At 49.7% G+C, this 23,367-nt stretch carries 20 protein-coding genes; 12 read left to right on the top strand and 8 right to left on the bottom strand.

All coding sequences use genetic code 11. The annotated features are described in order from the left end of the window. Positions 1-146 precede the first annotated feature (146 nt). The 3 genes from ACR9Y8_RS07110 (at position 147) to ACR9Y8_RS07100 (ending at position 5,012) form a co-directional block, all read left to right on the top strand. Complete coding sequence (locus ACR9Y8_RS07110) at positions 147-1,202, top strand: Fic family protein (RefSeq protein ID WP_481212550.1); 1,056 nt, start codon at positions 147-149, stop codon at positions 1,200-1,202. Positions 1,203-1,315: 113 nt separating this feature from the next. Next, positions 1,316-2,179 (top strand): hypothetical protein, encoded by an 864-nt coding sequence (locus ACR9Y8_RS07105; RefSeq protein ID WP_481212549.1) that lies wholly within the window; start codon positions 1,316-1,318, stop codon positions 2,177-2,179. A gap of 499 nt (positions 2,180-2,678) precedes the next feature. Next, positions 2,679-5,012 carry an alpha/beta hydrolase gene (locus ACR9Y8_RS07100; RefSeq protein WP_481212548.1) on the top strand — a complete coding sequence of 778 codons (2,334 nt, stop codon included), beginning with the start codon at positions 2,679-2,681 and terminating at the stop codon, positions 5,010-5,012. 73 nt (positions 5,013-5,085) lie between these two features. Here the strand turns inward: ACR9Y8_RS07100 and bla are convergent, their stop codons facing one another. Next, positions 5,086-5,973: a class A beta-lactamase, subclass A2 gene (bla, locus tag ACR9Y8_RS07095; protein WP_481216217.1), complete on the bottom strand. Its 888-nt coding sequence runs from the start codon at positions 5,971-5,973 to the stop codon at positions 5,086-5,088. A gap of 84 nt (positions 5,974-6,057) precedes the next feature. Here bla and ACR9Y8_RS07090 point away from each other — a divergent pair, with 84 nt between their 5' ends. Next, the gene (locus tag ACR9Y8_RS07090; RefSeq protein WP_481212547.1) at positions 6,058-6,438 is read left to right on the top strand and encodes a hypothetical protein; all 381 of its coding nucleotides are present in this window, start codon (positions 6,058-6,060) and stop codon (positions 6,436-6,438) included. Positions 6,439-6,469: 31 nt separating this feature from the next. On the opposite strand, the gene ACR9Y8_RS07085 is transcribed toward ACR9Y8_RS07090, so the two are convergent. Next, the gene (locus ACR9Y8_RS07085) at positions 6,470-6,802 is read right to left on the bottom strand and encodes a hypothetical protein (RefSeq protein ID WP_481212546.1); all 333 of its coding nucleotides are present in this window, start codon (positions 6,800-6,802) and stop codon (positions 6,470-6,472) included. Then, entirely contained in the window at positions 6,799-7,272 is a 474-nt protein-coding gene (locus tag ACR9Y8_RS07080; protein ID WP_481212545.1) for a hypothetical protein, read from the bottom strand. Before ACR9Y8_RS07080 ends, ACR9Y8_RS07085 begins: the two co-directional genes overlap by 4 nt. A gap of 420 nt (positions 7,273-7,692) precedes the next feature. Here ACR9Y8_RS07080 and ACR9Y8_RS07075 point away from each other — a divergent pair, with 420 nt between their 5' ends. The 6 genes from ACR9Y8_RS07075 (at position 7,693) to ACR9Y8_RS07050 (ending at position 14,433) form a co-directional block, all read left to right on the top strand. Continuing rightward, the gene (locus ACR9Y8_RS07075; protein WP_481212544.1) at positions 7,693-8,883 is read left to right on the top strand and encodes a hypothetical protein; all 1,191 of its coding nucleotides are present in this window, start codon (positions 7,693-7,695) and stop codon (positions 8,881-8,883) included. 557 nt (positions 8,884-9,440) lie between these two features. Further along, positions 9,441-12,368, top strand: a complete 2,928-nt coding sequence (locus ACR9Y8_RS07070; protein WP_481212543.1) for an outer membrane beta-barrel protein — start codon at positions 9,441-9,443, stop codon at positions 12,366-12,368. Positions 12,369-12,527: 159 nt separating this feature from the next. Next, a complete protein-coding gene (locus tag ACR9Y8_RS07065; protein ID WP_481212542.1) occupies positions 12,528-13,097 on the top strand; it encodes an RNA polymerase sigma factor in 570 nt (189 codons plus the stop codon). A 54-nt stretch (positions 13,098-13,151) separates the two neighbouring features. Beyond that, on the top strand, positions 13,152-13,484 hold the full coding sequence (locus ACR9Y8_RS07060) for a hypothetical protein (RefSeq protein ID WP_481212541.1): 333 nt from the start codon (positions 13,152-13,154) through the stop codon (positions 13,482-13,484). Continuing rightward, a complete protein-coding gene (locus ACR9Y8_RS07055; protein ID WP_481212540.1) occupies positions 13,484-13,987 on the top strand; it encodes a Spy/CpxP family protein refolding chaperone in 504 nt (167 codons plus the stop codon). Before ACR9Y8_RS07060 ends, ACR9Y8_RS07055 begins: the two co-directional genes overlap by 1 nt. 50 nt (positions 13,988-14,037) lie before the next feature. Then, entirely contained in the window at positions 14,038-14,433 is a 396-nt protein-coding gene (locus tag ACR9Y8_RS07050; RefSeq protein ID WP_481212539.1) for a hypothetical protein, read from the top strand. 66 nt (positions 14,434-14,499) lie between these two features. Here ACR9Y8_RS07050 and ACR9Y8_RS07045 read toward each other — a convergent pair whose 3' ends face one another. The 3 genes from ACR9Y8_RS07045 to ACR9Y8_RS07035 all read right to left on the bottom strand — a co-directional run bounded on the left by ACR9Y8_RS07045 (position 14,500) and on the right by ACR9Y8_RS07035 (position 18,763). Continuing rightward, entirely contained in the window at positions 14,500-15,606 is a 1,107-nt protein-coding gene (locus tag ACR9Y8_RS07045) for a lipase family protein (RefSeq protein WP_481212538.1), read from the bottom strand. A gap of 4 nt (positions 15,607-15,610) precedes the next feature. Next, positions 15,611-16,114: a 5' nucleotidase, NT5C type gene (locus ACR9Y8_RS07040; RefSeq protein WP_481212537.1), complete on the bottom strand. Its 504-nt coding sequence runs from the start codon at positions 16,112-16,114 to the stop codon at positions 15,611-15,613. 183 nt (positions 16,115-16,297) lie between these two features. Further along, positions 16,298-18,763, bottom strand: coding sequence for a hypothetical protein (locus tag ACR9Y8_RS07035; RefSeq protein ID WP_481212536.1), 2,466 nt, complete (start codon positions 18,761-18,763; stop codon positions 16,298-16,300). A 122-nt stretch (positions 18,764-18,885) separates the two neighbouring features. Here ACR9Y8_RS07035 and ACR9Y8_RS07030 point away from each other — a divergent pair, with 122 nt between their 5' ends. Next, positions 18,886-20,115: a BaiN/RdsA family NAD(P)/FAD-dependent oxidoreductase gene (locus ACR9Y8_RS07030; protein WP_481212535.1), complete on the top strand. Its 1,230-nt coding sequence runs from the start codon at positions 18,886-18,888 to the stop codon at positions 20,113-20,115. A gap of 198 nt (positions 20,116-20,313) precedes the next feature. Here ACR9Y8_RS07030 and ACR9Y8_RS07025 read toward each other — a convergent pair whose 3' ends face one another. Together ACR9Y8_RS07025 and folK are read right to left on the bottom strand one after the other, a co-directional pair. Continuing rightward, positions 20,314-20,937 (bottom strand): deoxynucleoside kinase, encoded by a 624-nt coding sequence (locus tag ACR9Y8_RS07025; RefSeq protein WP_481212534.1) that lies wholly within the window; start codon positions 20,935-20,937, stop codon positions 20,314-20,316. 41 nt (positions 20,938-20,978) lie between these two features. Beyond that, complete coding sequence (folK, locus tag ACR9Y8_RS07020; RefSeq protein ID WP_481212533.1) at positions 20,979-21,464, bottom strand: 2-amino-4-hydroxy-6-hydroxymethyldihydropteridine diphosphokinase; 486 nt, start codon at positions 21,462-21,464, stop codon at positions 20,979-20,981. A 122-nt stretch (positions 21,465-21,586) separates the two neighbouring features. Here folK and sppA point away from each other — a divergent pair, with 122 nt between their 5' ends. Next, entirely contained in the window at positions 21,587-23,350 is a 1,764-nt protein-coding gene (gene sppA / locus ACR9Y8_RS07015) for a signal peptide peptidase SppA (protein WP_481212532.1), read from the top strand. Positions 23,351-23,367: the final 17 nt, after the last annotated feature.

Below are 23,367 nucleotides of genomic sequence, written 5' to 3'. Positions count from 1 at the left end.
CTTTTTTTATTGGCATTTCTACCCGTCATCTTCTTGTAGATCATTAAACCTGGCTACCTTCCTTTTTTCATTTAGCTCCCTTTTGGGTATAATTGGATATTTTTGTGGGCCTTTTTCTCTTAAATTGGGTGTAATTGGGTATCTTTATGGCTGCTATGCTCAATATATCCCAAATTGTTATTACATCTGAGACCCTTAACCTCGTCGCTGAAATCGACGAATTCAAAGGTGCCTGGCAAGCCCTGGGTCAGCTGGCGCCAGACCGTCTCTATAGTCTGAAACGGGTAGCAACAATCGAAAGTATTGGATCATCTACCCGTATCGAAGGGGCAAGATTGTCAGACAAGGAAGTTGAAATACTATTGAGCAATCTCGCCGTACAGCAATTAGGCTCCCGTGATGAAGAAGAAGTAGCAGGTTACGCCGCTGTCATGAATATGATCTTTGAAAGCTATCCCGATATTACCCTAACGGAAAACCACGTTAAACAATTACACCGCGACCTGCTGAAATATAGTCTTAAGGACGACTGGCATCGCGGTAATTATAAGAAGTCTGCAAATCATATAGAAGCCTTCGATCAGCACGGACAAAGCCTGGGGATTGTATTTGAAACAGCAACACCTTTTGACACGCCTTTGCAGATGGAAGAATTAATCAGCTGGATGAACAGGGCATTTGAAAGGAAAGAGCTTCATCCGCTGCTGATCATTTCCATTTTTACCCTTGTATTTTTGGCTATCCATCCGTTCCAGGATGGGAATGGCCGCCTGAGCCGCGTTCTCACAACCCTCTTACTGCTGAGGGCCGGTTATGCCTATGTGCCTTACAGCTCTTTGGAAGCAGTAATTGAACAAAGTAAGGATGCCTATTATCTTGCCTTAAGAAAGACACAAAGCTCGTTAAAAACAGACACGCCGGACTGGAGGCCATGGTTACTGTTTTTCCTGCGTGCCTTACAGCAACAAAAGAATCGTTTGAAGATAAAAATTGAGCGGGAAAAAATATTGCTCGCACAATTACCTGAGCTATCATTAAAAATCCTGGAACTGGCAAAATCACGCGGAAGGGTGTCTATCAGCGAAATTGTCATCCTGACGGATGCGAAGCGTAATACGATAAAACGCCACCTGGAAAACCTCGTCGATGCGAAGCATTTACAAAGGCATGGAGCAGGAAGGGGCTCATGGTATTCCATTTAGGACAATGTTAACTGCCAGAAGAGATCTAATCTTTAACCAACCACCCCTAATTTGATGATCTGGATCAACTATTTTGATCCGGACTTCCCGTAATTTTATTGAAAAGTATTGTTATGGCACTCCAAACGGGTGTTCTCAAATTCACCGGCAGACTGGATAATGTCATTGGCTACCGCAGAAATGGTAAATATTTCCTCCGTAGCATGCCGGACAAAGTACGACAGACGGCCTCCACGCGCCGCGCTGCCCGTCACTTCGGCATAGCCAGCCGGAAAGGAAAGCTCATTCGTACAGCCGTCCGCCCACACCTTGACATGCGGTACGATGGCAGCCTGGTAAACCGCCTCAATAAGCTCTTTATCCAGGCCGGGCCCGACAGTTTCCCGAACCTCCAGGGCTTTCACTTCAACCGCCATACGGGCATTGAAAAGCTCTTTGTAGAACAACCTGTATTCACGGTAAACGGTACCCTGCACATCCCTGCCCAGGAGCTGCTGCCACAAGGCAACAATACGCATATAGAGCTTCGGCTTGTCGCCACCCGCATCAGCTTCGCTGAGAACCGCGTCATCAGCACCGAAGTCTCCACCGCCATCATCGAACTCAATGAAGACGAGCGCTTCAAGGGCATGGCCATGAACGTGCCTATCGACGGTGAAGGCGCGCTCATGGTGATAGTCCAATACCGCGCCTGCAAAGCATGTAACGGCGTGCTTTACCCCTCCGGCGACCGCCGCTACATGGCTGCTGATGTGATCAGCATCGCTATTCCTGCAGCAGAATTGACATCAACAGCGTTTTTAACAAAAGCGACACGTAAACGTTTTGTCTTCCGCAGCGCAGGCCCAGTATCTTCGTCTTCCTCATTGCCGGGAAAGGAACAAATGGGTCTGCCTCCTCCATCATTGCGAAGAACCGCGGAGAGTAGTCCCGGGTCTCCTATCCCGTCATTGCGAGGGCCTGGCAGCCCTGCGTAGAGCCGGCCCGAAGCAATCTTTTCAAGTCTCCAACTGCACTGAGAAATTCTCCCTTCCTTTGCCCCGAGCCCCCAGCTCCTGGAAAACTTATATCCAAAACTGCCCATTTCCACCATTTTCCACCCCAAAACGGCGCCCTGCCCTTTCGCCCGGCGCTTAATCCCCAACTTTCCACCTCCAACGAACCTCAAACCTCCAACCTCAAACCTCAAACGTCCCCATTTCATCCCCAACTGAACTCCTGATCAAGTCCACCTCACGTCCATGAAGCCCTCTGTTACACTTGCTTTACGCATAAGTCTTACACCTCGCATGCTCCGGGTTCCAGCGCCGTTCCTGCTTAGTAAGTATGCTGTCTTATCCCTGTCAGCCTGCTATCCCACCTTATTAACCCTCATCTCGCCCCGCCATCCACCTCCTACAAAAACCTTCTTTTCTTAATACATAATTCCCTATTTTGTATCGTACTTAAGCATCATTCTAAACCACGCTTACGCTTATGGGAAATCAACCGTCTGCCTGGCGCCGGATCATGAACCGGTTGCGGGCCGCCATCGCCTTTATCACACCCGGTCAGGCCACACTGAAAGCCAGCGGCATCGGCATACTGATCGCCACGCTCTTGTTTTTCATCTGCACACTGGCAGACATCTTCCTTTCAAAAGGAATTGGCTTCGGTTACTACCTGGTCACCTTACTGGTACGCGGCATCCCCGCCCTGCTGATTGCCGCCCTGATCGCCTGGGTAGCCCTGCTGGTAGGCAAAACGCCCCGGTATTTCCGGATCGGTGTCGCCTTCACTTTCTTCTGTGTTTTCTATTTCTTCCGCCTGGGTGATCTCGGCTACTGGCTGGCAGGTTTCCTGGTGCTGTTCCCGGCGCTGATCTTCGGAGCAGTATCTTACTGGAAACGGCGACACCAGGTGCAATGGACCCGCCCCAAACGGATCACAACGCTGATCCTGTTCCTCATCGGCTTAGGCGGCGCTATTACCGGATTGTATTTCTTCTTATATCCCGGTAACCCGGTTCCCCCGATAACGAACTATAAGATGCAGGCGCACTTACCTGATACCATCACAGCCGGCGATCCTTCCCGCCCAGGCAGCTACAAGGTCGCTTTCCTGAGCTATGGATCCGGAAACGATAAGCGCCGGCCTGTCTATAATCAATCTGTAAAGATCAAAACGCCTGCAGTAGACGCTTCTTCTTTGCTGAAATCCTGGAGTGGTATCTTCGGGAACCTCCGCAGCTGGTACTTCGGCTTTGGCGCCGATAAGCTTCCCCTGAATGCCATGGTATGGTACCCGCAAAACCTGCAGGGCCCTGCTCCGCTGGTGCTGGTTGTACATGGTAACCACCTGGCGCAGGACTGGTCCGAAAAAGGCTACGACTACCTCGCCGAGCTCCTCGCCAGCAGGGGATACATCGTGGCCTCCGTAGATGAGAATTTCCTGAATACCAGCTTTACAGACATGCCCTGGGGCGGACTAAAAAGCGAGAACGGCGTCCGCGGCTGGCTCATGCTCAAGCACCTGGAGCTTTGGAGAAAGTGGAACCAGGAGCCCGCTAATCCCTTCTATCATAAAATAGACACAAATAATATCGCCCTGATGGGCCATTCACGGGGCGGCGAAGCTATGTCTCACGCAGCATTGTTCAATACTTTACCCGCCCATCCGGACGATGCCAATGAAGTCTTTCACTTCAATTTCAACATCAAGGCCTACATCGCCATCGCCCCGGTAGACGGCCAATATAAACCCGCCGGTATCCTGGCGCCGCTGAAAGATATCAACTACTTTACCATCCAGGGTACGCATGATATGGATATGCAGTCGTACGGCGGCTTAAGCCCGATGTACCGCATTCAGTATTCCCCTTCGTATAATGGCTGTAAAGCCGGCTTGTATGTACATCACGCCAATCACGGCCAGTTCAATACATCCTGGGGAAAATACGATCAGAGCAGTCCTTACGCCAACCTGTACAACTTCACCAACCTGATGCCGGCTGCAGATCAGCAGCAGATTGCAAAGGTATACATCAGCGCTTTCCTGGATCTTCACCTGAAAGGAGTGGAAGCGTATCAGCCGCTGTTCATGGACTATCGCTACGGCCGTCAATGGCTGCCCAAACAGATCTTTTTCAACCAGTTTGAGAACAGTCCCTCCACCTTCATTGCCCGTTACGAAGAAGACCTGAACCTGCAAACCGCTACCATGCCTGGTGTAAGGATCAGCAGCGCTCACCTGAGCGTTTGGCGCGAAGCACTGCATAAACTGATGTGGGGCGATCACATTACGCGATCCGCCTTCATCGGATGGGACAGGCAAGGCGTTGACACGGTGCCTGCCAATTATACCTTCACCTTGCCAGATAGCAGCAGCCTGCAGCTGGAAGGTAAAACGCTTTTCTTCAGCCTGGCCGAAAGCGATGAAAGCGCCGCCCATGTTGTGAAAGGAGAGAAGGCTAAGAAAGATAAACAGCCTGCAAAGAAAGAAGACAAATCAAAGGATCAAACAAAAAAACAGGCAATTGATTTTACGGTAGAATTAAGCGATCAACAAGGCAACCACATCCGCTTTCCCTTAAGCGAATGCGCGCCCTTACAACCGCAGATAAAGAAAAAGCTGACGAAGTTCGCGTTCTTAAGCCGGGATGATGATGCTGAAACTATCCCCGATCTGTTCTATTTTAACCTGGATAAGCTGCAGCAACAGCACCCTGAATTCGTGATGAATAAACTGCACAGTATTCAATTAATATTTGATAAATCGCCATCCGGTGTGATTATTTTGGATGATCTCGGGGTTACCGATCTAAGGAAATAAAGTTGTCAGTTGTCAGTTGTCAGTGAGCGTCGCTCTTAAACTGTCAACTGACAACTGACAACTGACAACTATTTTATCTACGCGTATAATCATCCCAAACATACTTCCCGATGTCCGAAATGATCTTTTCATTCATCTCCATATTCTCCTTTGAATTGCACACAAACACACTGATCGCATAATGCTTCCCGTCAGGCAACCTCACAATCCCGATATCATTCACTGCCGCCGTGATGCCCTGCTTATTCGTATCAGAAGTCCCCGTTTTATGCGCTACTACAGTCCCTTCCGGCAGCTGACCTTTGATCCGTTGTTTACCTGTCGGTGATTCCACCATCATTCCCCACAACAACGCTGTGCTTTGTTGAGATAGTAACTGCTTACTGTAAAATACTTGCAGCAGCTTCGTGGCAGCCTTCGGTGTCATCCAGTTCCTGAACTGAACATCCCAGGCGCTGTGCATCTCCGCTTCATTCGCTTGTATGGAAATATCTTTGAGGCCATGCTTTACAAAATAATCATTCACCACTTTGGGCCCGCCCATTAAACGTAGCAAAATATCACACCCGATATTATCACTTTCAGACACTGTGTATCGCAAGATCTCTTTCAATGTTAGCGAGGCCCCCGCCGGATATTTTTCACGTATCGGGCTCCAGGTATTCCCCGGCAACTCATCCTTTGTAACCTTGATCCGCTGATCTAAGCGCAGCCTTCCTTTATCTACCTCCGACAATACCGCCATCGCAATAGGAAACTTGAAAACACTTTGCATAGGGAAATGATCATCCCCTTTAACACTCATGAAATAATGATCTTCCATACCCAATACCGAAACTCCGATAGTAGCTTTTTTACCGGCCGTATACTGTTCAATCTTTTGCTGCAGCGGGTCAGTCTGGGCATAAGTGATCCGGGATAAACTGAGTAGCAGCAATACTGCAGGATGGAATATCTTCAGCATGTTTCTTTGATCTGCAGCGAAAATAAAGTTTTTCTTTTAACTAATTATTTTAGTACATTAGCTAAAAATATTAGTATTGCTATGGCAGTCGAGCTGGAAGAGGTAAGATTGGGCAATTATTTTGCCATGGGACGGCAGGTGATCCAGATCACGGAGCAGCATTACCCGGTGCTGCCTACTTTATGCCAACAGTTACAGCCCCTGCGTATCCAATCCACCCGCTTAACCAAGCTGGGTTTTAACCTGGTGCGTGGTGGAGATTTTAACAACTGGACAAGGGGCCATAACGGCATGCCCGTGTTCCTGAAAGCTGCATCTGCCAACCGCTGGATCTTACAGTTCTCAGGCTATGATAAAGTGCGCTTTATCGAATACATTCATCAGCTGCAGAATATTTGGTTCTGGCTTTTCACGGAACCGCTACTGCGCAGGGAAGATAACAGGAAACAGGAAGCGCCCTGATCAGGCTAATGATCGCAGCAAAGGAGCCCGCTTATACGGTAGCCGGCTCTCTTTGGTCCATATCCATCCTGTTACCCATTTCCTTGCGTATCCACATCATAGCAGCGGGATTATTGCCTAATTGAGAACAGATCCGGTTCAGCTCTCCAAATTCAGGAGCGCTCAGGTATTGCTGGTAATCATCCAGCGTCTGCGCCTTGCCTTCCAGGTTAATGTCGTAGATCTTTGCGATGATACCTTCGGGGATGTTGAAAATATATAACAGCTCATCCGCACTGGCATAATTCAGGATCCTGCCGGTGCAGATCTTATAACAGGGAACATGTGGACTAAACGGATATTGCGCGCAATTGCAGTTTGTCATATGGTGGTTTTGGCGTTAAAGATCCAGAGTAAAAGAAAACAGATCATCCACAGCGCAAAAACGATCACCCCGGCTACAAACCAGCTGATCTGGCGCTGGAAACAGATGTTCGCCTGCTCAGCAGTTTTGTCAATGAAGTCTTTGGATACAAACAAACTGGCCAGGTAACTGCGCGTTACCTGTTGTCCCCAGTAAACAGACAGGCAAAGCAGCACCCAGCCCAGTATATAGAGAAAGTAGATCCATTTGAAATTCCCGTCTACTTTCATGTAATCTTTGTCGAGGATTGCCAGCAGGGATCCGCCAATAATCAGCAGCGACCAGCCCGTGATCCGGTTCGATTCTTCATTCACCGTCTTCAACGCATTTTCACCGCTTACCGGCGGGGAGAAGGAGGCCTCATCTGCTCCATTTGTGCAGTGCTTTTGGGATTGGCCCTGGCAAGCAATGCTGCCAGCATTTTCTTCCACTTTTTTGGCAGGGGGCTAGCCATGTAAGATTGAATTTTTCTTTGAGCAGGGATTGGGATCGACAATATTCCACTATTATAAATGTAACGTTTTTTCTTTATAAATCGGACTGCCAAAATTTCTGCTCTTTTCCGCAATAGATAAGGCTTTAGCGCTTGTTATTTCTCCCGGAAATCCCTATATTTGCAACTCGCAAAACCTACTTACTAGCTCGGCGAATCAGCTGGGCTTTTCTATTATTGAGTGATTATCAAGGGGATAAGACTATACCGTATCTATATGCTTCCCTGACCATACTAAACTTACTAGCCCATCATTTGATACACCCGTGTTGAACGGACATCTATTGTTTGATTACAAATACCATAAGTATTTGAATATTTATTATTTGACTGATAAAATAAATTTAATAACTAATATATGGATCAGCTAAAACTGAAATTGCAGGAATATTACCAGCGTTACCGGCAATTGGATCAACGGGTTAAACCCGGAAAGGAAGAGGTGGGAGATATGGAGAATGACATCCTTTCACAGTTTGGGTTGCCAGCCTCCAAACGCTTCGTGCAGATATTACATGATTTTGTAAATCATGCGCAGGTAAACGACCATCTGTTGGAGTATGTAAGTAAAAAGCTGCGTTCGGCAGCCCGGACTTACCTGTTGTCACCGGTAATGTCTGATGTAGATCTGCTGAACCATGCACGCGACCAGAAACGCAGTGCCTACGACCTGCTGCCGGAACTGGGCTATCCTACCCATGAGTACGCCATATTCATGGTGGCAGAGCTCCTGTACCGCCGCAATATGGCAGCTACAGATGTAATGGACGAACTTAGAAAAGTGCAGCAGCATGACAGCTGGAACGAACTGTTGCTGCTCAGCAAGATCACTAACTATAACGCAAACGAACTGTACATAAAAATGAAAAAGTACGGACTGCGCTTCCTGGATGATTTCATCCAGTTCAGCCACCGCCAGGATGCTTCTAAAGCCCCGGCTAAAAGGGCCACTCCCGCAGAAGAAGGCTACAAGCCCAACTATAACACCATTAGCAAAATGCAGGTGGAAGATATCGTGTTCGATGAGCATGGCGTTCCCTGCCTTTATGGCAAGATCCGCACAGGCAACCGTTATACCCGGCTGAGCATCGGTATGGAGTTCTCCGAACTGAACCAGGTACTGATGAGCAGTGGCGAAATGGGCGTAGAGATCAGCAACTTTATCAAGAAGAAACTGAACGCCCCCGGAGCAGAAAAATCACTCGTGATTGATATACGCACCGAATTCGGTAAAATACTGAAGCTGGAGAACTGCTTCCTCGAAGTATATAAGCCCCAGCACCGTGAAGGACAGGAATGGATAGAAGATAAAGAGAACTTCTATTTCGTGGAAAAGATCCTTACCAAAAAAGAATTCGATAAACGCTCTAAAGAAGTGGAAACCAAAGAAAAGATCCAGGAGTGCCTGGAGATCATCGGCGGCTCTTATGTAGCTTACCAGCGCCTCCGCCGTTTAGGCATTACCGATGAAGAAGCCAAGCTGAGAGCAGGCCTGCAGGATGAACTGCTGTTCAAACTGTCTACCTACCTGCACAAGCTGAAAGACTAAGTCAACTCTCATGGTCTTATATGTTATAAGGGGTACCATCGCTGGTACCCCTTTTTTGCGCCCTGATTGTTGATAATGCTCCCCCTCCCATTTCCGGGACGAGTAACTATGCTGCGAAAACTTATGGCTTGCTTTTTCAAGCGACAATATGGCTTGTTAAACTTGCTTACCTCTTCAGACCTTACAAACATAGGATTTAAAATTTCCCCATTGGTTAATCTGACGTTAACCGAATTGAAAAAACTGGCAGTGAATTGTGGCCGGTTGACAGTTATCAGTTGACAGTTGTCGGTTGACAGTTGTCAGTCGTAAGTTGTCAGTTGACAGTTATCAGTTGACAGTTTGCAGTCAGGAAAACAGGTTTCGTCGACACAACACACCATCCTGACCACTGACAACTTACCACTGACAACTGACAACTTACGACTGACAACTTACGACTGACAACTTACGACTAACAACTTACGACTGACCACTGACAACTTTTTTTCCAAACCTCCGAAGGTTCTTTCCCCAAACGTCGTCAAATAAGGTAACAATGTTCAATTCATGATCCAATGATACAACGCATCATCTTACTGTCCTTCTGGTTACTGGCTGTGGCACCCGCACTCTGGGCGCAAGACCTCTCATTGAAAGGCGTTTTACAGGATAAAAAAGAAAAGTTCCCGCTGCCTGGCGCTACGGTAAAGCTCTCGCCCCTGTCAGATTCCAGCAAAGTGTCAGGCGGCGTTACCAACGCAGACGGCGTCTTCAATATCCAGCATCTGCAACCGCAAAGCTACCGGATGACCATCTCCTTCCTGGGCTATAAAGATGTGACCCGTACCATCCGTTTAACCGAATCCTCACAGGATGCCGGTACCATCTTCCTGGAAACAGGCGCTACCCGGCTGAAAGGTGTAACGGTAGAAGGACAGGTGCCTCCCGTACAGCAAAAGGGCGATACCCTGGCTTACAACGCGAGCTCCTATAAAACCAACCCTGACGCCACCGCAGAAGACCTGGTAAAGAAAATGCCCGGCATCACCGTAGAAAGCGGTACCGTAAAAGCACAGGGAGAAGACGTCAAGAAAGTGCTCCTGGATGGTAAGGAATATTTTGGAGAAGATGCCACCCTGGCCCTCCGCAACCTGCCCTCCGAAGTGATAGATAAAATAGAGGTGTTTGACCGCCTGAGCGATCAGGCCCAATTTACCGGTTTTGATGATGGCAATTCTTATAAGACGATCAACATCGTAACGCGCGGGAATATACGAAACTCACAGTTCGGAAAGATCTTCGCCGGGTATGGTACCGACGATCGCTACATGGCAGGCGGCAACGTCAGCCTCTTTAATGGCGACCGCCGTATCTCCATCATCGGCCTATCCAATAACATCAACCAGCAGAACTTCGCTACACAAGACCTGCTCGGCGTGGTAAGCAACGCCAGTGGTAACCGCGGCGGCGGCGGAGGTGGAGGCGGTCGTGGCGGCGGCGGCGGTAACCGTGGCGGTGGAGCCGGCGGCTTTGGCGGCGGTGGCAACGCTGGTAATTTCCTGGTAGGCCAGCAGGATGGTATCACCAAAACTACTTCCTTCGGCATCAACTTCTCCGACGTATGGGGCAAGAAAGTGACCGTGAACGGCAGCTACTTCTTTAACCGTACCAACAACACCAACGACCAGCTCACTAACCGTGAAACCTTCCTGACTGCAGATTCCAGCCAGTTCTACAACGAGCACCAGCAAACCAATAACACCAATTATAATCATCGTATTAACCTGCGTATCGAGTATAAGATGGACTCGTCCAACATGCTGATCTTTACACCCGGTATCAGCTTCCAGAAATACGATGCCTTCTCGCAGACCAATGGCCTGAACTCCTATGCAGACAGCAACCTGATAAGCCGTTCAGACAACCAGCAGATCAGCCAGACCTCCGGTTACAGCACCAACAACGGGATCCTGTTCCGCCACGCTTTCCCCAAGAGAGGAAGGACGATCTCTATTGGCCTGAACATCGGCGGCAACGATAAAGATGGACAACGCAACCAGCAGGCATTCAATACTTACTATAAAGGACAGGCAGGCGTGAACGATAGTATCCGTCAGCAATCCAATCCGAAGAACGACGGGTTCCAGCTCTCCGCCAATATCGCCTATACAGAACCGGTAGGCAAAAGCGGACAGCTGCAAGTGAACTACAGCCCCTCCTGGTCAAAGAACAGCGCTGATCAGCAAACCTTCCATTACGACGAGTTCACCGGTAAGTATGTGCTGCCGGATACCAGCTTGTCCAACGTATTTGATAATACCTACAAAACGCAGAACACAGGCCTGACCTATCGTTACGGCAACCGGGATAAGATGCTGTCACTGGGCGTATCCTACCAGTACTCAGAGCTGAACAGCGACCAGGTATTCCCGCTGACAACCAAAGTCCGCAGAACCTTCAGTAACCTGCTGCCCAATGCCATGCTGCGCTATAAGCTGTCGCAGAACAGCAACATCCGCGTGTTCTACCGGGCTAATACCACGCAGCCTTCTATCGGCCAGCTGCAAAACGTGATCAATAACAGTGATCCGCTGTTCATCTCTACCGGTAACCCGGACCTTGCACAGCAGTACACCCACCAGCTGATCACCCGCTATAGCTACACACAGCCGCAGAAAGGACTGAGCTTTTTCGCGAACCTCTTCCTGCAGAAAACACAGGACTACGTGAGCAATGCTACCTACATTGCTTCCAGGGACTCTGTATTAACGCCTACGGTTACACTGTATAAAGGATCGCAGCTGTCCAAACCCGTGAACCTCGATGGATACTACAGCGCGCGTACGTTCATGACCTTCGGCATGCCGCTGCGTTTCATCAAGACCAACCTGAACCTGAATGCAGGCTTCGCCTGGTCGCGCACGCCTGGTATCATCAATAATATTGAGAACCTGGCCAACAGCTATAACTATAACCTGGGCGCCGTGCTGTCCAGCAATATCAGCGAGTACGTGGATTTCACCCTTTCTTACTCCGCTAACTTTAATGATCTGAAGAACAGCATACAGCCTACATTGAATAACAGGTACGTTTCCCAGGCTGCCGGACTGCGCCTCAACCTCCTGTCAAAGAACGGCTGGGTGTTCTCTAATGATCTTACCAGCCAGATGTACAGTGGTTTAACAGACGGTTTCAACCAGCAATACTGGCTCTGGAATGTAAGCGCTGGCAAGAAGTTCCTGAAAGGGCAGCGCGGCGAGCTAAAGCTCACCATCTTTGACCTGCTGGACCAGAACCGCAGCATCACCCGTACCACTGCCGCCAACTACGTAGAAGACGTGCAGACACAGGTGCTCAAACAATACTTTATGGTTACATTTACCTATAAGATCAGGAACTTCAAAAGCAGTAAGGCTGCCACGCAGCCGGAACCGGATCCTGAGATGAGGCGCAGGCCCGATGGTATGTTCCGCCAGCGTGGTGATGGCCCGCCAATGCCATAATAGTTTGAGGTTTGAAGTCTGAGGTTTGAAGTTCGTTAGAAGTTTAGAGGTTCAAAGTAAGTAAACCTGCTCTAAACTTTTAACCTTTAACGAACCTCAAACCTCAAACTTCAAACCTCAAACCAATAACATTTATGCAGACAACAACTATATTAAAATTTGAATAGGTTCACTGATTTAACGGAAGCGCTGAAAAGAGGTGACGACGCCGCTTTCCGGGAGTTGGTGGAAACCTGGAAAGACATGGTCTACAATACCGTGCTGGGTATCATCCAGCACGAAGCAGATGCAGAAGACGTAGCGCAGGAAGTATTTGTACAGGTATACCAGTCCATCGGAACCTTCAGGGGAGATGCAAAGCTTTCCACCTGGCTATACCGTATTGCAGTGACCAAAGCGCTGGACCATGTGAAGAAGAAGAGCCGGAAAAAGCGATGGGGCCTGATCTCCGGGCTCTTTGGCGATAAACAGGAAGAGCTGGCGCCGCCCGATTTTCATCACCCCGGCGTGGTGCTGGATAATAAAGAAAGAGCAGCGGTATTGTTCAAGGCTTTGGAACAGCTGCCAGACAGGCAAAAGGCCGTCTTCGTGCTGCACAAGCTGGAAGGCCTGTCTGCCAAAGAGATCGGTGAAGTGATGGACATGAACGAGGCAACAATAGAAGGCCTGATGTACCGGGCCCGCAACAAGCTCCGTACACTGCTCGAAAAATATTATTCTGATAAATAGCGAAGGTTTTTTTAAAAAAGGTCGTCTAATTAAATAGCAAGTAAACAGTAAACCGTGAAGAATAAGGAACACGAAATAGAAAAAGTGCTGAACAGCCTGGATGGCGCTGGCAGGGCAGGGGCGGGAGATTTCTTCTTTACCCGTTTGCAGGCCCGCTTGCAACAGAAAGGCAGTAATGCATGGGAGCGTGCCACCGGTTGGATCGCACGCCCTTCAGTGGCCATTATCGGGCTTTTACTGATCCTGCTGGTGAACGGTATCATCGTATTGCGGCAGCTCAAACAGGACACGGCTGTTGCCGAACCGGCCTCCGTACAGGCCTTTGCAGAAGAGTATCCTTTGCAGGCGGCGGCCATTTATGATATTGACGATAAAACAGCGTTATAATGGCTATAGCTAAGAACAAAGTATTGCTGATCATCGTAGGCGTGCTGTTAGTAGTGAACCTCGGCGTGTTGCTGCTGTTCGTAAATATGAAGCAGCAAGGGCGCCCGGGAGGCCGTAACTGGGGCAGGCAGGGCATGGCAGAGGTATTGGAAAAGAAAGCCGGTTTCAGCAAACAGCAGCTGCAGGCTTACCAGGAGCTGCGCGAGCAGCACTGGAAGAAAATGAGGCCCCTGCTCACAGATATGCGCAATGCAAGAGACAGCTTTTACAGGCTGCTCTATGTGCCCGAAGCAACAGATTCGGCGCTGTCGCACGCAGCAGATGGAATAGCCCAACGGCAAAAGGCTATTGACCTGCAAACATTCCGGCATTTTCAGCAGGTGCGCAACCTCTGCGATGACACCCAACGACCCAAGCTGGATTCTTTGATACATCAGTTCATGTCTAAGACGGGCGCACCTTTCCGGCGCGATAATCTCCGTGACCGGAAAGAGCGGCCTTAAAGAATAGGTTACACATTTCGCGTCATTTTTAAACTAAAAGTTGACTATTTATGAAGAACAGGATTTTGTTAGTACTGGCCTTTCTATTCGCAGGCCACATGACCATTAATGCACAAGGCTTTCAACGCCGTACCGTAGAGGAAAGAGTGAAGATGACCATGGATAAGTTATCTCCGGAACTTTCCCTCAAAGACGACCAGAAGACTAAACTGAGCGACGCCTATACGGACTTTTACAAAGGAATGGATAAGTTACGGGAAGATGCCCGTGCAGGTGGCGGCCGCCCTGACAGGGACGCTTTCAAGAAGTTGTCTGATGAGCGCGACGCCAAGGTAAAAGGTTTCCTGAGTGATGACCAGTACAAAAAGTACACGGAAACGCTGGAGAATATGAAGAAGGAGCGCGCAGCCGGCAGACAACGTGGTGGTGGCGGCTTTAGAAGATAGTTCAGTTAGTGTTTACGATGACGAATGATCGGCTGCTCCGGTGGCCGGTCATTTCGTTTTTTAGCGCTACTCGTCCAGCTTATAATGCTGCTTCAGTAAATACACATAGGGCCCGAATAAATGGTGCACAAAGATATTCTTCCCGTCAAACGGAAATCGCTCATCATAGCCCGCCGCCGGCGCTAATATAATGGGCGTGCCCGCAGGCATATAATTATGGCTGTTCACAAACGGGGGCATTACATATCCCGGCATTACCTTGCGTACCCGCTTATAGGCCAGTTTGCCCAACACCCGCTGCATACGGCGGCTGGCCCTCCTGGTAGAGCCGTCTAAACGTCCATATAGGTGATTGATCACTAAACGGGCTAATAAGGCCTGTTTACGGGTTCTTTTCTTTACATCCTGGAAAGGGTTCACCTCGGGGAAATCGCCCGTGCTTTGCACGGAAAAGGGCGTTTGCGGTACCCAGTCGCGGGTGTTCACCACCCGGAAAGCCCATCCGTCCCTGGTAATAAAATCGAAATCGTAGGCATAGTTCAGGTTACCCGGCTTGGGCGCTGCACTGCAATAGGTCTTTATAACGAGATCTTTCGGGAAGTCAGGGTCATCCAGGTACTGCAGGTAGGAGCGGAGCAGGAAAGCAATAGCGCCTCCCTGGCTATGTCCCATGATGATAAAGGAACGGATGCCTTTATGATAGAGCGCCTTGATCCTGGGTACAATATCAGGGGCAAGCGCAGCCAGTCCCAAAGTCCAGCCGGCGTGCACATAGGCAAGGCTGTCGGCGGCCAGCTTATAATGAAAAACGGTACTGTCATCCAGGCGTAGCTCGCCACGGGCAGGGATCATCCCGGCATAGAAGTTTTCCAGCCATGATTCCGGCCGGGGCACCGTACCACGGATACTGATCACCGCCGTTTGCTGATCCCAGAGCCAGAGGTCCCAACGGTTCCGCAGCCCCACTACCGGGGAGCGGTAGATCAGCTCACAATTCTGCGGACGCGGCACCATCACCCTGGTCCAGGGCGTATCTGCCTGGTAAGCAGAAATTCTCAGCAGCTGCTCATATTCATTTGGGTTGAACCCGGGCCGCAGCTCCTGGGCCCCTGCCTGCAGGCAGATAAGGAAGCATCCGGCTATGCCGGCTATTAGATAACGCCATGCCATCATACAATTATAACAATTTCACAGCGGCATCCTCCCAGTTCAGTATCCGGTCATAACCCTGTACGTGTACATTATGATGACCTGTGAAGAGGTAGGGCTTACCCTTGAAATAGGTAAAATTCCGTGTGAGGTCGTCTATCATGATATCCGTTTGCACAATGCTCTTGTCGCCGCAAAGGCAGAATTGCCGCCATGTCAGGAAAGGGAAGTGGTCGTTCAGCCAATCGATCTTATCCTTCAGGGAATTGGGAAATTCCATAGCGGCAGATACAATATAGAGCCGGTATTTCTTGTTCAGCTCTTCCAGTACCCGCTGTGCATCGGGGAACACAGGCAGGTCCCGGAAAAAGCCCGGCGTGTTCAGGTACTCCAGCACTTTGCCCTTATGATCGATGGGCAATGCTTCGGATAAAGTCTTACCCCAAAGCTCTTCCTCGGAGAATACCTTGCCATAATCGCGGTAATACCATTCCCTTGCTTTGGTGATAGGGTCCGCGATCGTTTCGTCCATGTCGATTGCTATAGAAAGTCGTAAGTCGTTAGCCATTAGTCGTCAGTTGTTAGTTTCCATGGTCTATATAAAGATATTCATTGTATTTTATATTATCCACCTATTACTAACCACTAATGACTATCAACTAACGACTTACGACTAACGACTTACGACTAACGACTTACGACTAATGACTTACGACTAATACACCTGTTCCGCTCTACCCACCGTGCCATCATCCCCGATACCTTCCACGATCACCCGGAAATGCCTGGTAAAATCATTATTGAAGAACATGATCTTGGCAGTACGGGTTTCCGGATCAACCATCAGGTTCGGGTTCCAGTACAGCGTCATCCGCTTGTCAGGCAGGGAATGCACTTCTTTATGAACGTTATAGTCAGGTGAATAGAATTCTTTTACTACGGTATACCCGGGTTTCTTATACAGCTCAAAGCCTTTCATGCTGTCATCCCCGCCTTCGCTGCCTTTTTTGGTATATACGGCAATGGCGCCGTTGGCTCCTCCGCCAAAGCCGCCCATAAAGGGAGGACGGAACACTTTCACCATCGCAATATCAGACACGGCTACGCTGCTCAGCATACTGGCGTCTGACGGCATCTCATTCAGGTACAGTGAGGGACGGCCTCCGCGCCATTGCAGGGAAGGATCGTTCAGGTTGCCCGTGATCTGCAGGCCAGCCACCCTGGATTGCAGGTACTGGAAAATGTTCATGTAGCTGTTGTTCTCCTTGGTAAGGTCGAAGGTATAACCGTCGCCTCCTGCAAACAGGCCGGTGGCATAGCGTTTCTCCAGTGTTTCCTCCTTCGCGATCTTGCGTTCGGTAATGTTCACTTCCTTCAGGAACACCATCCGGCTGTTGATGGAGCGGCTTACCCGGTTCCCTTCATATGCAGTGTTGAGATAGTTTTTCAGCGTATTGGCGTCAATAGGCGGCGGCAGCTTGAAAGGATAAGACATGGTCACGGGCGCCACATTCTCAAAGAAATGGGTATTGAATTTCACCGTCACGTCTTTCCAGCGCTTCTGCTGATCATTGCCTTGGTAATATACCAGCGCCGTATCCATCAACACCAGGTTGGGCACAGAGAATTCGCCCATGGCATTGGTAGGCGCAGAAAGGATGGTGGTAGAGCTGTCTATCGGCTGTTTGATAATAAAATCCACTTTCCCGTTCATCAGCTGGAAACGGCCGCCATTGGTAAAGGCAGTGCCTTTGAGCTGGATGCCCTGTTCGTAGGGGAAACGGGTATCGGGGTACTGTTTCTTCAGGATCTTTTCCCAGCTGAAACGGCGCCAGCCATTGGTCATCATCACCAGGTCAAGCGCGTCGAGCCTGGCTTTTGCAGTGTCCTGGAGGTACCAGGCCGGGTTATGGATATACCCTTTCAGGTCGGAGGTCAGCAGCAGGTTAGACACGATATTGTCCTCATCCGGGTCCTTCACCACCAGGTCGGCATCCGTTACAGATACAGACAGGATTGTGGCGAGACTATCCGGTACCTTCAGCATGATCGTATTTTTGGAACGCTCTTCTGTATTAATGGAGGGGGCCTCTTCCAGCTGCAGGGGCAGCAGGTCGTTCTTACGGAGGAACACCAGCCTCTCTGCCAGGGGCACGCCGGCTTTACTGAACAGGGTGAGCTGCATGATGCTGCTGGGCATATTCTGGGTGGGCACAAAGCCGCTGATACGGCCTTCAGACACCTTCAGGGGCGCCTTGTACACCAGCTGCTGGCCTATCTGGCCAATGATCAGCAGGTCGTTATAGGCGGTATCGTCCGCATTGGCGATCAGGGCCTGGTAGAACACGCGCAGTCCGCGGTTGTATACTTTCAGGCCTACACCCGTGGCTTTGGCTTCCGGCAGGGGGAATTCCTTCTGCTGGCCGTTGGCCGCTTTCACCGTGGCTTTAAAGGTCTCGCCTGCAGCAGGTTTCAGCTCGAAAGAGCCCATCCCGTCGTGCGTTACTTTGATGACAGCTACCTGCTGGCCTTTACTATTCTTAACACTACCGTCAACGCCTATTGGAAAGCCGGACTGGTCAATGGCTTTGAATGCTACCACGTTAGTCTGCCCGGCGATCATATCGCCGCCTTCAGGGAAGAACTGCACGGAAAAGGCGGTGCTGGTAATGGTATCCCGCGGCGGCGGACTATTACGCTTAGCGGGGTCCAGCACTTCAATGGTACGGTTATAGAGAAAGCTGTGATCAAAGTTCAGCATCCAGGAAGTATAGGCCCGTATCTGGTACATACCAGGTTTCATGGTCTCCGGCAGGCTGATATTACCCGGTGCGCCGGCATTAGATGCGGCGAAGAGCTTCTTCTGTAATACGGCGCCGCTGCGGTCTATCAGTTCCACATACAGGTTAGTGGCCCTGGTATCAGGCAGGCCCTGCAGGGTGATATAAGCCTTGAACCAGATGGTCTCACCGGAAGCATAATAGTCTTTGTCCAGGTGCAGGTACACTTTCTGCTGAGGGTAACGGCCTGCAAATTCTTCCAGGGCCTGAACGATCTTATCGTCCCAGTCTTCAACAGGAGGAATGAATTTGAAAGCGCTTACGAACGTCAGTATCAGTATACAGGCAGGGATCCACCACTGCAAACGCAACTGCTTCAATACGGTGCGTAGGTGTTGCATGAAAAAATATTTAATACACGATGATAGAAAAAATACGCTGCACAATTTAGTACAATATAAGAATACAATAGGTTTACTTATTATTGCAGGCCATAAACAGGTTTTAAGATAATTTTAAGATAGTGGCGAAAAAGAGATTGATCGTGATCGGCGGCGGCGCTGCCGGCTTCTTTTGTGCAGTGAATGCGGCCCGTTTAAACCCGCAGCTGGACGTACTCCTGCTGGAGAAAACGGGCAAGCTGCTGTCAAAGGTAAAGGTATCCGGCGGAGGGCGTTGCAATGTAACCCATGCCGCGCCGGACATTGCTTATATGGCCCGCCATTATCCCCGCGGACAACATTTTGTGAAGAAAGCCTTCGGCCATTTCTTTGTGCCCGATACTATCGACTGGTTCCGGGAAAGGGGCGTAGCACTGAAAACAGAGCCGGATGGGCGCATGTTCCCGGTAACAGACAGCTCTCAGACCATTATCGACTGCCTGCTGCGCGAAGCAGACCAATATCATGTAAAAATAGCCGTACAAACGGAGGTAAGCGCCATAGAGCGCAACGGTAACGGCATCTGGCAGCTACACCTGCAAAACGGGCAGCTGCGGGAGGCAGAGTACCTCTGTATCGCCGCCGGCGGCTATGCCCAGGCAGAAAAGTTCGGCTGGTTAAAAGCCACGGGCCACCAGGTAGCTGCCCCGGCGCCTTCCCTGTTCACCTTTAATACCCCCGGCCATCCCATCACTGCCCTGATGGGCGTGAGCGTGCCCGGCGCACAGGTAAAGATAGCCGGCGCCAAACTACAGGAACAGGGCCCGGTGCTCATTACCCACTGGGGCCTGAGCGGGCCTGCGGTATTACGTCTCTCTGCATGGGGCGCCCGCGAGCTGCAACAGCTGCAATACCGGTTCACCGCCCTGGTGAACTGGGTACCTGCTTTTCATGAGCATTCCATGCGGGAAGAGCTGCAAGGGCTACGCTTTTCAATAGGCAAGCAAAAGATCTGGCAGAAAAATCCATTCGAACTGCCCCAGCGTTTATGGCAATTCCTTTTACAACAGGCGGGTATACACGAAGAAGCACGCTGGGCCGATTTGCCTGCAAAGGAGCAGCAATTACTGGTAAAACAGCTGGTAGCCATGGAACTGGCCGTACAGGGTAAAACTACTTTCAAGGAAGAATTTGTGACCTGTGGAGGCATACAGCTTGCTGAGATCAATCCCGCCACTATGGAAAGCAGGATAGCGCCAGGTCTTTATTTTGCAGGAGAAGTGATGGATGTGGATGGGATCACGGGAGGATTTAATTTCCAGCACGCGTGGACCAGCGGCTGGATAGCGGCAAAGACAGTAGCAAGCCACTAGCTGTCAGCTATCAGCGGTCAGTGATTGAAGCGAACGCCTGTCCATTGATCCATACGGTTTATTTAAGCTATTCAACCCAACTTATATTTCAATTCAGTTCAATCACTGACGACTGATAACTGAGAAACTGCAGCGCAAAAGTAGTAGCTGAATTTGTATAGTCCTAAGCAATATTATTTATACGGCTATAGATAAACTTTATAACCGGTGAATACCAGGCGAATAGTCCGTTTCCAGGGCTTTCAGTATCTGCTGGAAATGAGCCGGCTCTCCCAGGAAGTCTATTTTGGTGGTGTCGATCATCAGCGTTCGGACGGAATGCTGTTTCAGGTATTGGATGTACATATTGTGCACCCTTTGCAGGTAGGCGTCTTCTATCTGTTGTTCGTAAGAACGGTTGCGTTTCCTGATATTTTTCTGCAGCTGCGGTACCGGCGCATTAAGGAAGATCAGCAGGTCGGGCTGCACCAGCTGTGGGTTGATGATCTCAAACAGCTTTTGGTACAGGTTATACTCATCTTCCGACAGGTTGATCTTGGCAAACAAGAGGCTTTTCACAAACAGGTAATCCGATATCACTACTTCACTGAACATATCCTGCGTTTGCAACATGTCTTTCAGCTGTTTATACCGTTCTGCCATAAAGAACAGCTCCAGCGGAAATGCATATTGCTGCGGCTTTTCATAGAATTTAGGCAGGAAGGGATTGTCTGCAAATTCTTCCAGGATCAGCTTCGCATGATAATGTTCGGCCAGCATGTGGGCCAGCGTGGTTTTCCCGGCGCCTATATTTCCTTCTATCGTGATAAATCGGTAATTCATTCCTAACTGATTACTTTCAACTAACTGCTAATTGCCAACGGCTAACTGCTAACCCTTTTAACGGGTAACTCATCTTTGCATGCAGCCAGCAAGGTGCGGATGTCCTGTTGCAGTACAGGATGTACCAGGTCAGGCAGGATCTCATTCAATGGCGCCAGCACAAAACGCCTGTTCTGCATACGGGGGTGTGGTACTTTGAGCTCGGGCAGCGAGATCACTTCGTTGTTATAGAAGATAATGTCTATATCTATCACCCGGGCGCCCCATTTTTCCTGGCGTACACGCCCGATATTCCGCTCGATGTTCATCAGGGTATGCAGCAGGTCCAGCGGCGCCAGCTCGGTCTCGATCTGGAGCGCCTGGTTCAGGTAATCAGGTTGTTGTACATTACCCCAGGGAGCGGTCTCATAGAGCGCAGAGGCTTTTACCACCTTACCGGCCTGCTGATGAATGGATTGCACCGCCAGTTGCAGGTTAGCTGTGCGCTTGCCTAAATTGCCACCTATAAGTAATATTGCTGTATTCATGTATATTTACCGGCGCAAAAGTACCCATATTCCTTATTTTTGAAAAAAAAGTTGGTTTACGGCTACTGTAACGAATTCACATAATGGTAGACTAACAGACCCATAAACAGATTCCTTTTTTTATGCGTAGCTTCCTTAAGATCTTTCTGGCTTCGTTCCTGGCTTTTATAGTATTCTCCGGCATCTGCCTGATCATATTGCTGGTCATCATTGGCAGGGCTTTAGCGCCTGAAAAGGTCGTGATCGATCCCAATGCCATACTGATGGTAGAGACCAGCCAGCCTTACGGCGAACAGCGGATCGCCAACCCGCTCAATACCCTCCTGAAAGGTAAATCCAGCGATATACCCGGCTTGTATGATGTAGTGCGCCTGATCGCCTATGCCGCCAAGGATGACAATATCAAAGGGATCTACCTGAAAACAGACGGTAATCCCAACGGCTTTGCCACCAGCGAAGAGCTGCGTAAAGCATTGCTGCAATTCCGGAAGTCCGGAAAATTCGTATATGCGTATGGGGAAGGTATGAGCCAGCAGGCATATTACCTGGCCTCTACCGCCAACAAGATCTTCCTGCATCCGCAGGGCGGCCTTGATTTCGCAGGTTTCTCCACCCAGATCATGTACCTGAAAGGCACGCTGGAAAAACTGGAGATCCAGCCACAGATCTTCTACGACGGCAAGTTCAAAAGCGCTACAGAGCCTTTCCGCGAAACCAAGATGACGGATGCCAACCGCATACAGACCAGCGCGTACCTTGGCGAGCTGTATGGGCATTACCTCACCAACATCAGCAAGGAACGTGGCCTGGATACCGCTACCCTGCACCGTTATGCCAATGAAGGCCTGATACAGCACCCGGAAGATGCGCTTAAATATAAAATGGTAGACGGCCTCAAATACGACGACCAGGTAATGGACGAGTTCAGGAAAAAGCTCGGCATCAAAAAAGATGAAGAGCTGAACTTTGTATCCCTCGCCAAATATGAAGAAAGCGCATCCGCTGACTATAAATCCTCTTCCGGCGATAACAAGATAGCGGTATTATACGCCCAGGGCAACATTGTAAGCAAAGGCGATAACGACGATGTAATGATCAGCAGCGAAGAATACCTGACGCAGATCCGCAAGCTGCGCGAAGATAAAAGCATTAAAGCCCTTGTTTTCCGTGTAAACTCCCCTGGCGGCAGCGCCCTGGCCTCAGAAACCATCTGGCGTGAGCTGGAGCTGACCAGAAAGGTAAAACCGGTGATCGTATCCATGGGCGATTATGCAGCCAGCGGCGGATATTATATCTCCTGCATGGCAGACTCCATCTTCGCAGAGCCTAATACCCTCACCGGCTCCATCGGCGTATTTGCCGTGCTGCCTAACCTCCAGGGCTTTTTTAAGAACAAGCTGGGCATTACTTTCGATGGTGTGAAGACCGGTCAGTATGCAGACCTTGGTACGGCTACCCGTCCGCTCAGCGACGTAGAAAGGAAGTTTGTACAGAACGCAATAGACAGTATTTACAGCACCTTCAAATCCAGGGTAGTAGCCGGGCGTAAACTGTCACAGGCTGTGGTGGACAGCATCGCACAAGGCCGTGTATGGAGCGGCGTACAGGCAAAAGAGTTAGGCCTGGTAGACAGGCTCGGTGGACTGAACGAAGCCATCGCTTCGGCAGCCAAAATGGCCAAGGTATCCAGCTACCGCCTGCGGGAGTATCCTGAGGTAAAAGAACCACTGGAAAGGCTGCTGAGCAGCTTTGGCAATAAAACCGGCGCCAGCATGGTGAAGAAAGAACTGGGAGAGCATTATACCATCTACCAGCAGGTAAAAAGACTGAAGGAAATGAGCGGCGAAGTACAGGCCCGCCTGCCCTTCGATCTGATTATCCATTAAAAATTAAAAATGAATAA

The sequence above is a fragment of the Chitinophaga sp. SVR4-12A genome, from assembly GCF_056754765.1.
This window is presented reverse-complemented; position numbering and strand designations above follow the sequence as displayed.

Bases quoted from the DNA above. Each gene is read 5' to 3' on its own strand.
- ACR9Y8_RS07070 (WP_481212543.1), top strand. From the start codon at position 9,441: ATGATACAACGCATCATCTTACTGTCCTTCTGGTTACTGGCTGTGGCA.
- ACR9Y8_RS07035 (WP_481212536.1), bottom strand. From the start codon at position 18,763: ATGCAACACCTACGCACCGTATTGAAGCAGTTGCGTTTGCAGTGGTGG.
- ACR9Y8_RS07075 (WP_481212544.1), top strand. From the start codon at position 7,693: ATGGATCAGCTAAAACTGAAATTGCAGGAATATTACCAGCGTTACCGG.
- ACR9Y8_RS07055 (WP_481212540.1), top strand. From the start codon at position 13,484: ATGGCTATAGCTAAGAACAAAGTATTGCTGATCATCGTAGGCGTGCTG.
- ACR9Y8_RS07110 (WP_481212550.1), top strand. From the start codon at position 147: ATGGCTGCTATGCTCAATATATCCCAAATTGTTATTACATCTGAGACC.
- folK (WP_481212533.1), bottom strand. From the start codon at position 21,464: ATGAATACAGCAATATTACTTATAGGTGGCAATTTAGGCAAGCGCACA.
- ACR9Y8_RS07100 (WP_481212548.1), top strand. From the start codon at position 2,679: ATGGGAAATCAACCGTCTGCCTGGCGCCGGATCATGAACCGGTTGCGG.
- ACR9Y8_RS07085 (WP_481212546.1), bottom strand. From the start codon at position 6,802: ATGACAAACTGCAATTGCGCGCAATATCCGTTTAGTCCACATGTTCCC.
- ACR9Y8_RS07040 (WP_481212537.1), bottom strand. From the start codon at position 16,114: ATGGACGAAACGATCGCGGACCCTATCACCAAAGCAAGGGAATGGTAT.
- ACR9Y8_RS07025 (WP_481212534.1), bottom strand. From the start codon at position 20,937: ATGAATTACCGATTTATCACGATAGAAGGAAATATAGGCGCCGGGAAA.
- ACR9Y8_RS07045 (WP_481212538.1), bottom strand. From the start codon at position 15,606: ATGATGGCATGGCGTTATCTAATAGCCGGCATAGCCGGATGCTTCCTT.
- ACR9Y8_RS07090 (WP_481212547.1), top strand. From the start codon at position 6,058: ATGGCAGTCGAGCTGGAAGAGGTAAGATTGGGCAATTATTTTGCCATG.
- ACR9Y8_RS07105 (WP_481212549.1), top strand. From the start codon at position 1,316: ATGGCACTCCAAACGGGTGTTCTCAAATTCACCGGCAGACTGGATAAT.
- ACR9Y8_RS07050 (WP_481212539.1), top strand. From the start codon at position 14,038: ATGAAGAACAGGATTTTGTTAGTACTGGCCTTTCTATTCGCAGGCCAC.
- sppA (WP_481212532.1), top strand. From the start codon at position 21,587: ATGCGTAGCTTCCTTAAGATCTTTCTGGCTTCGTTCCTGGCTTTTATA.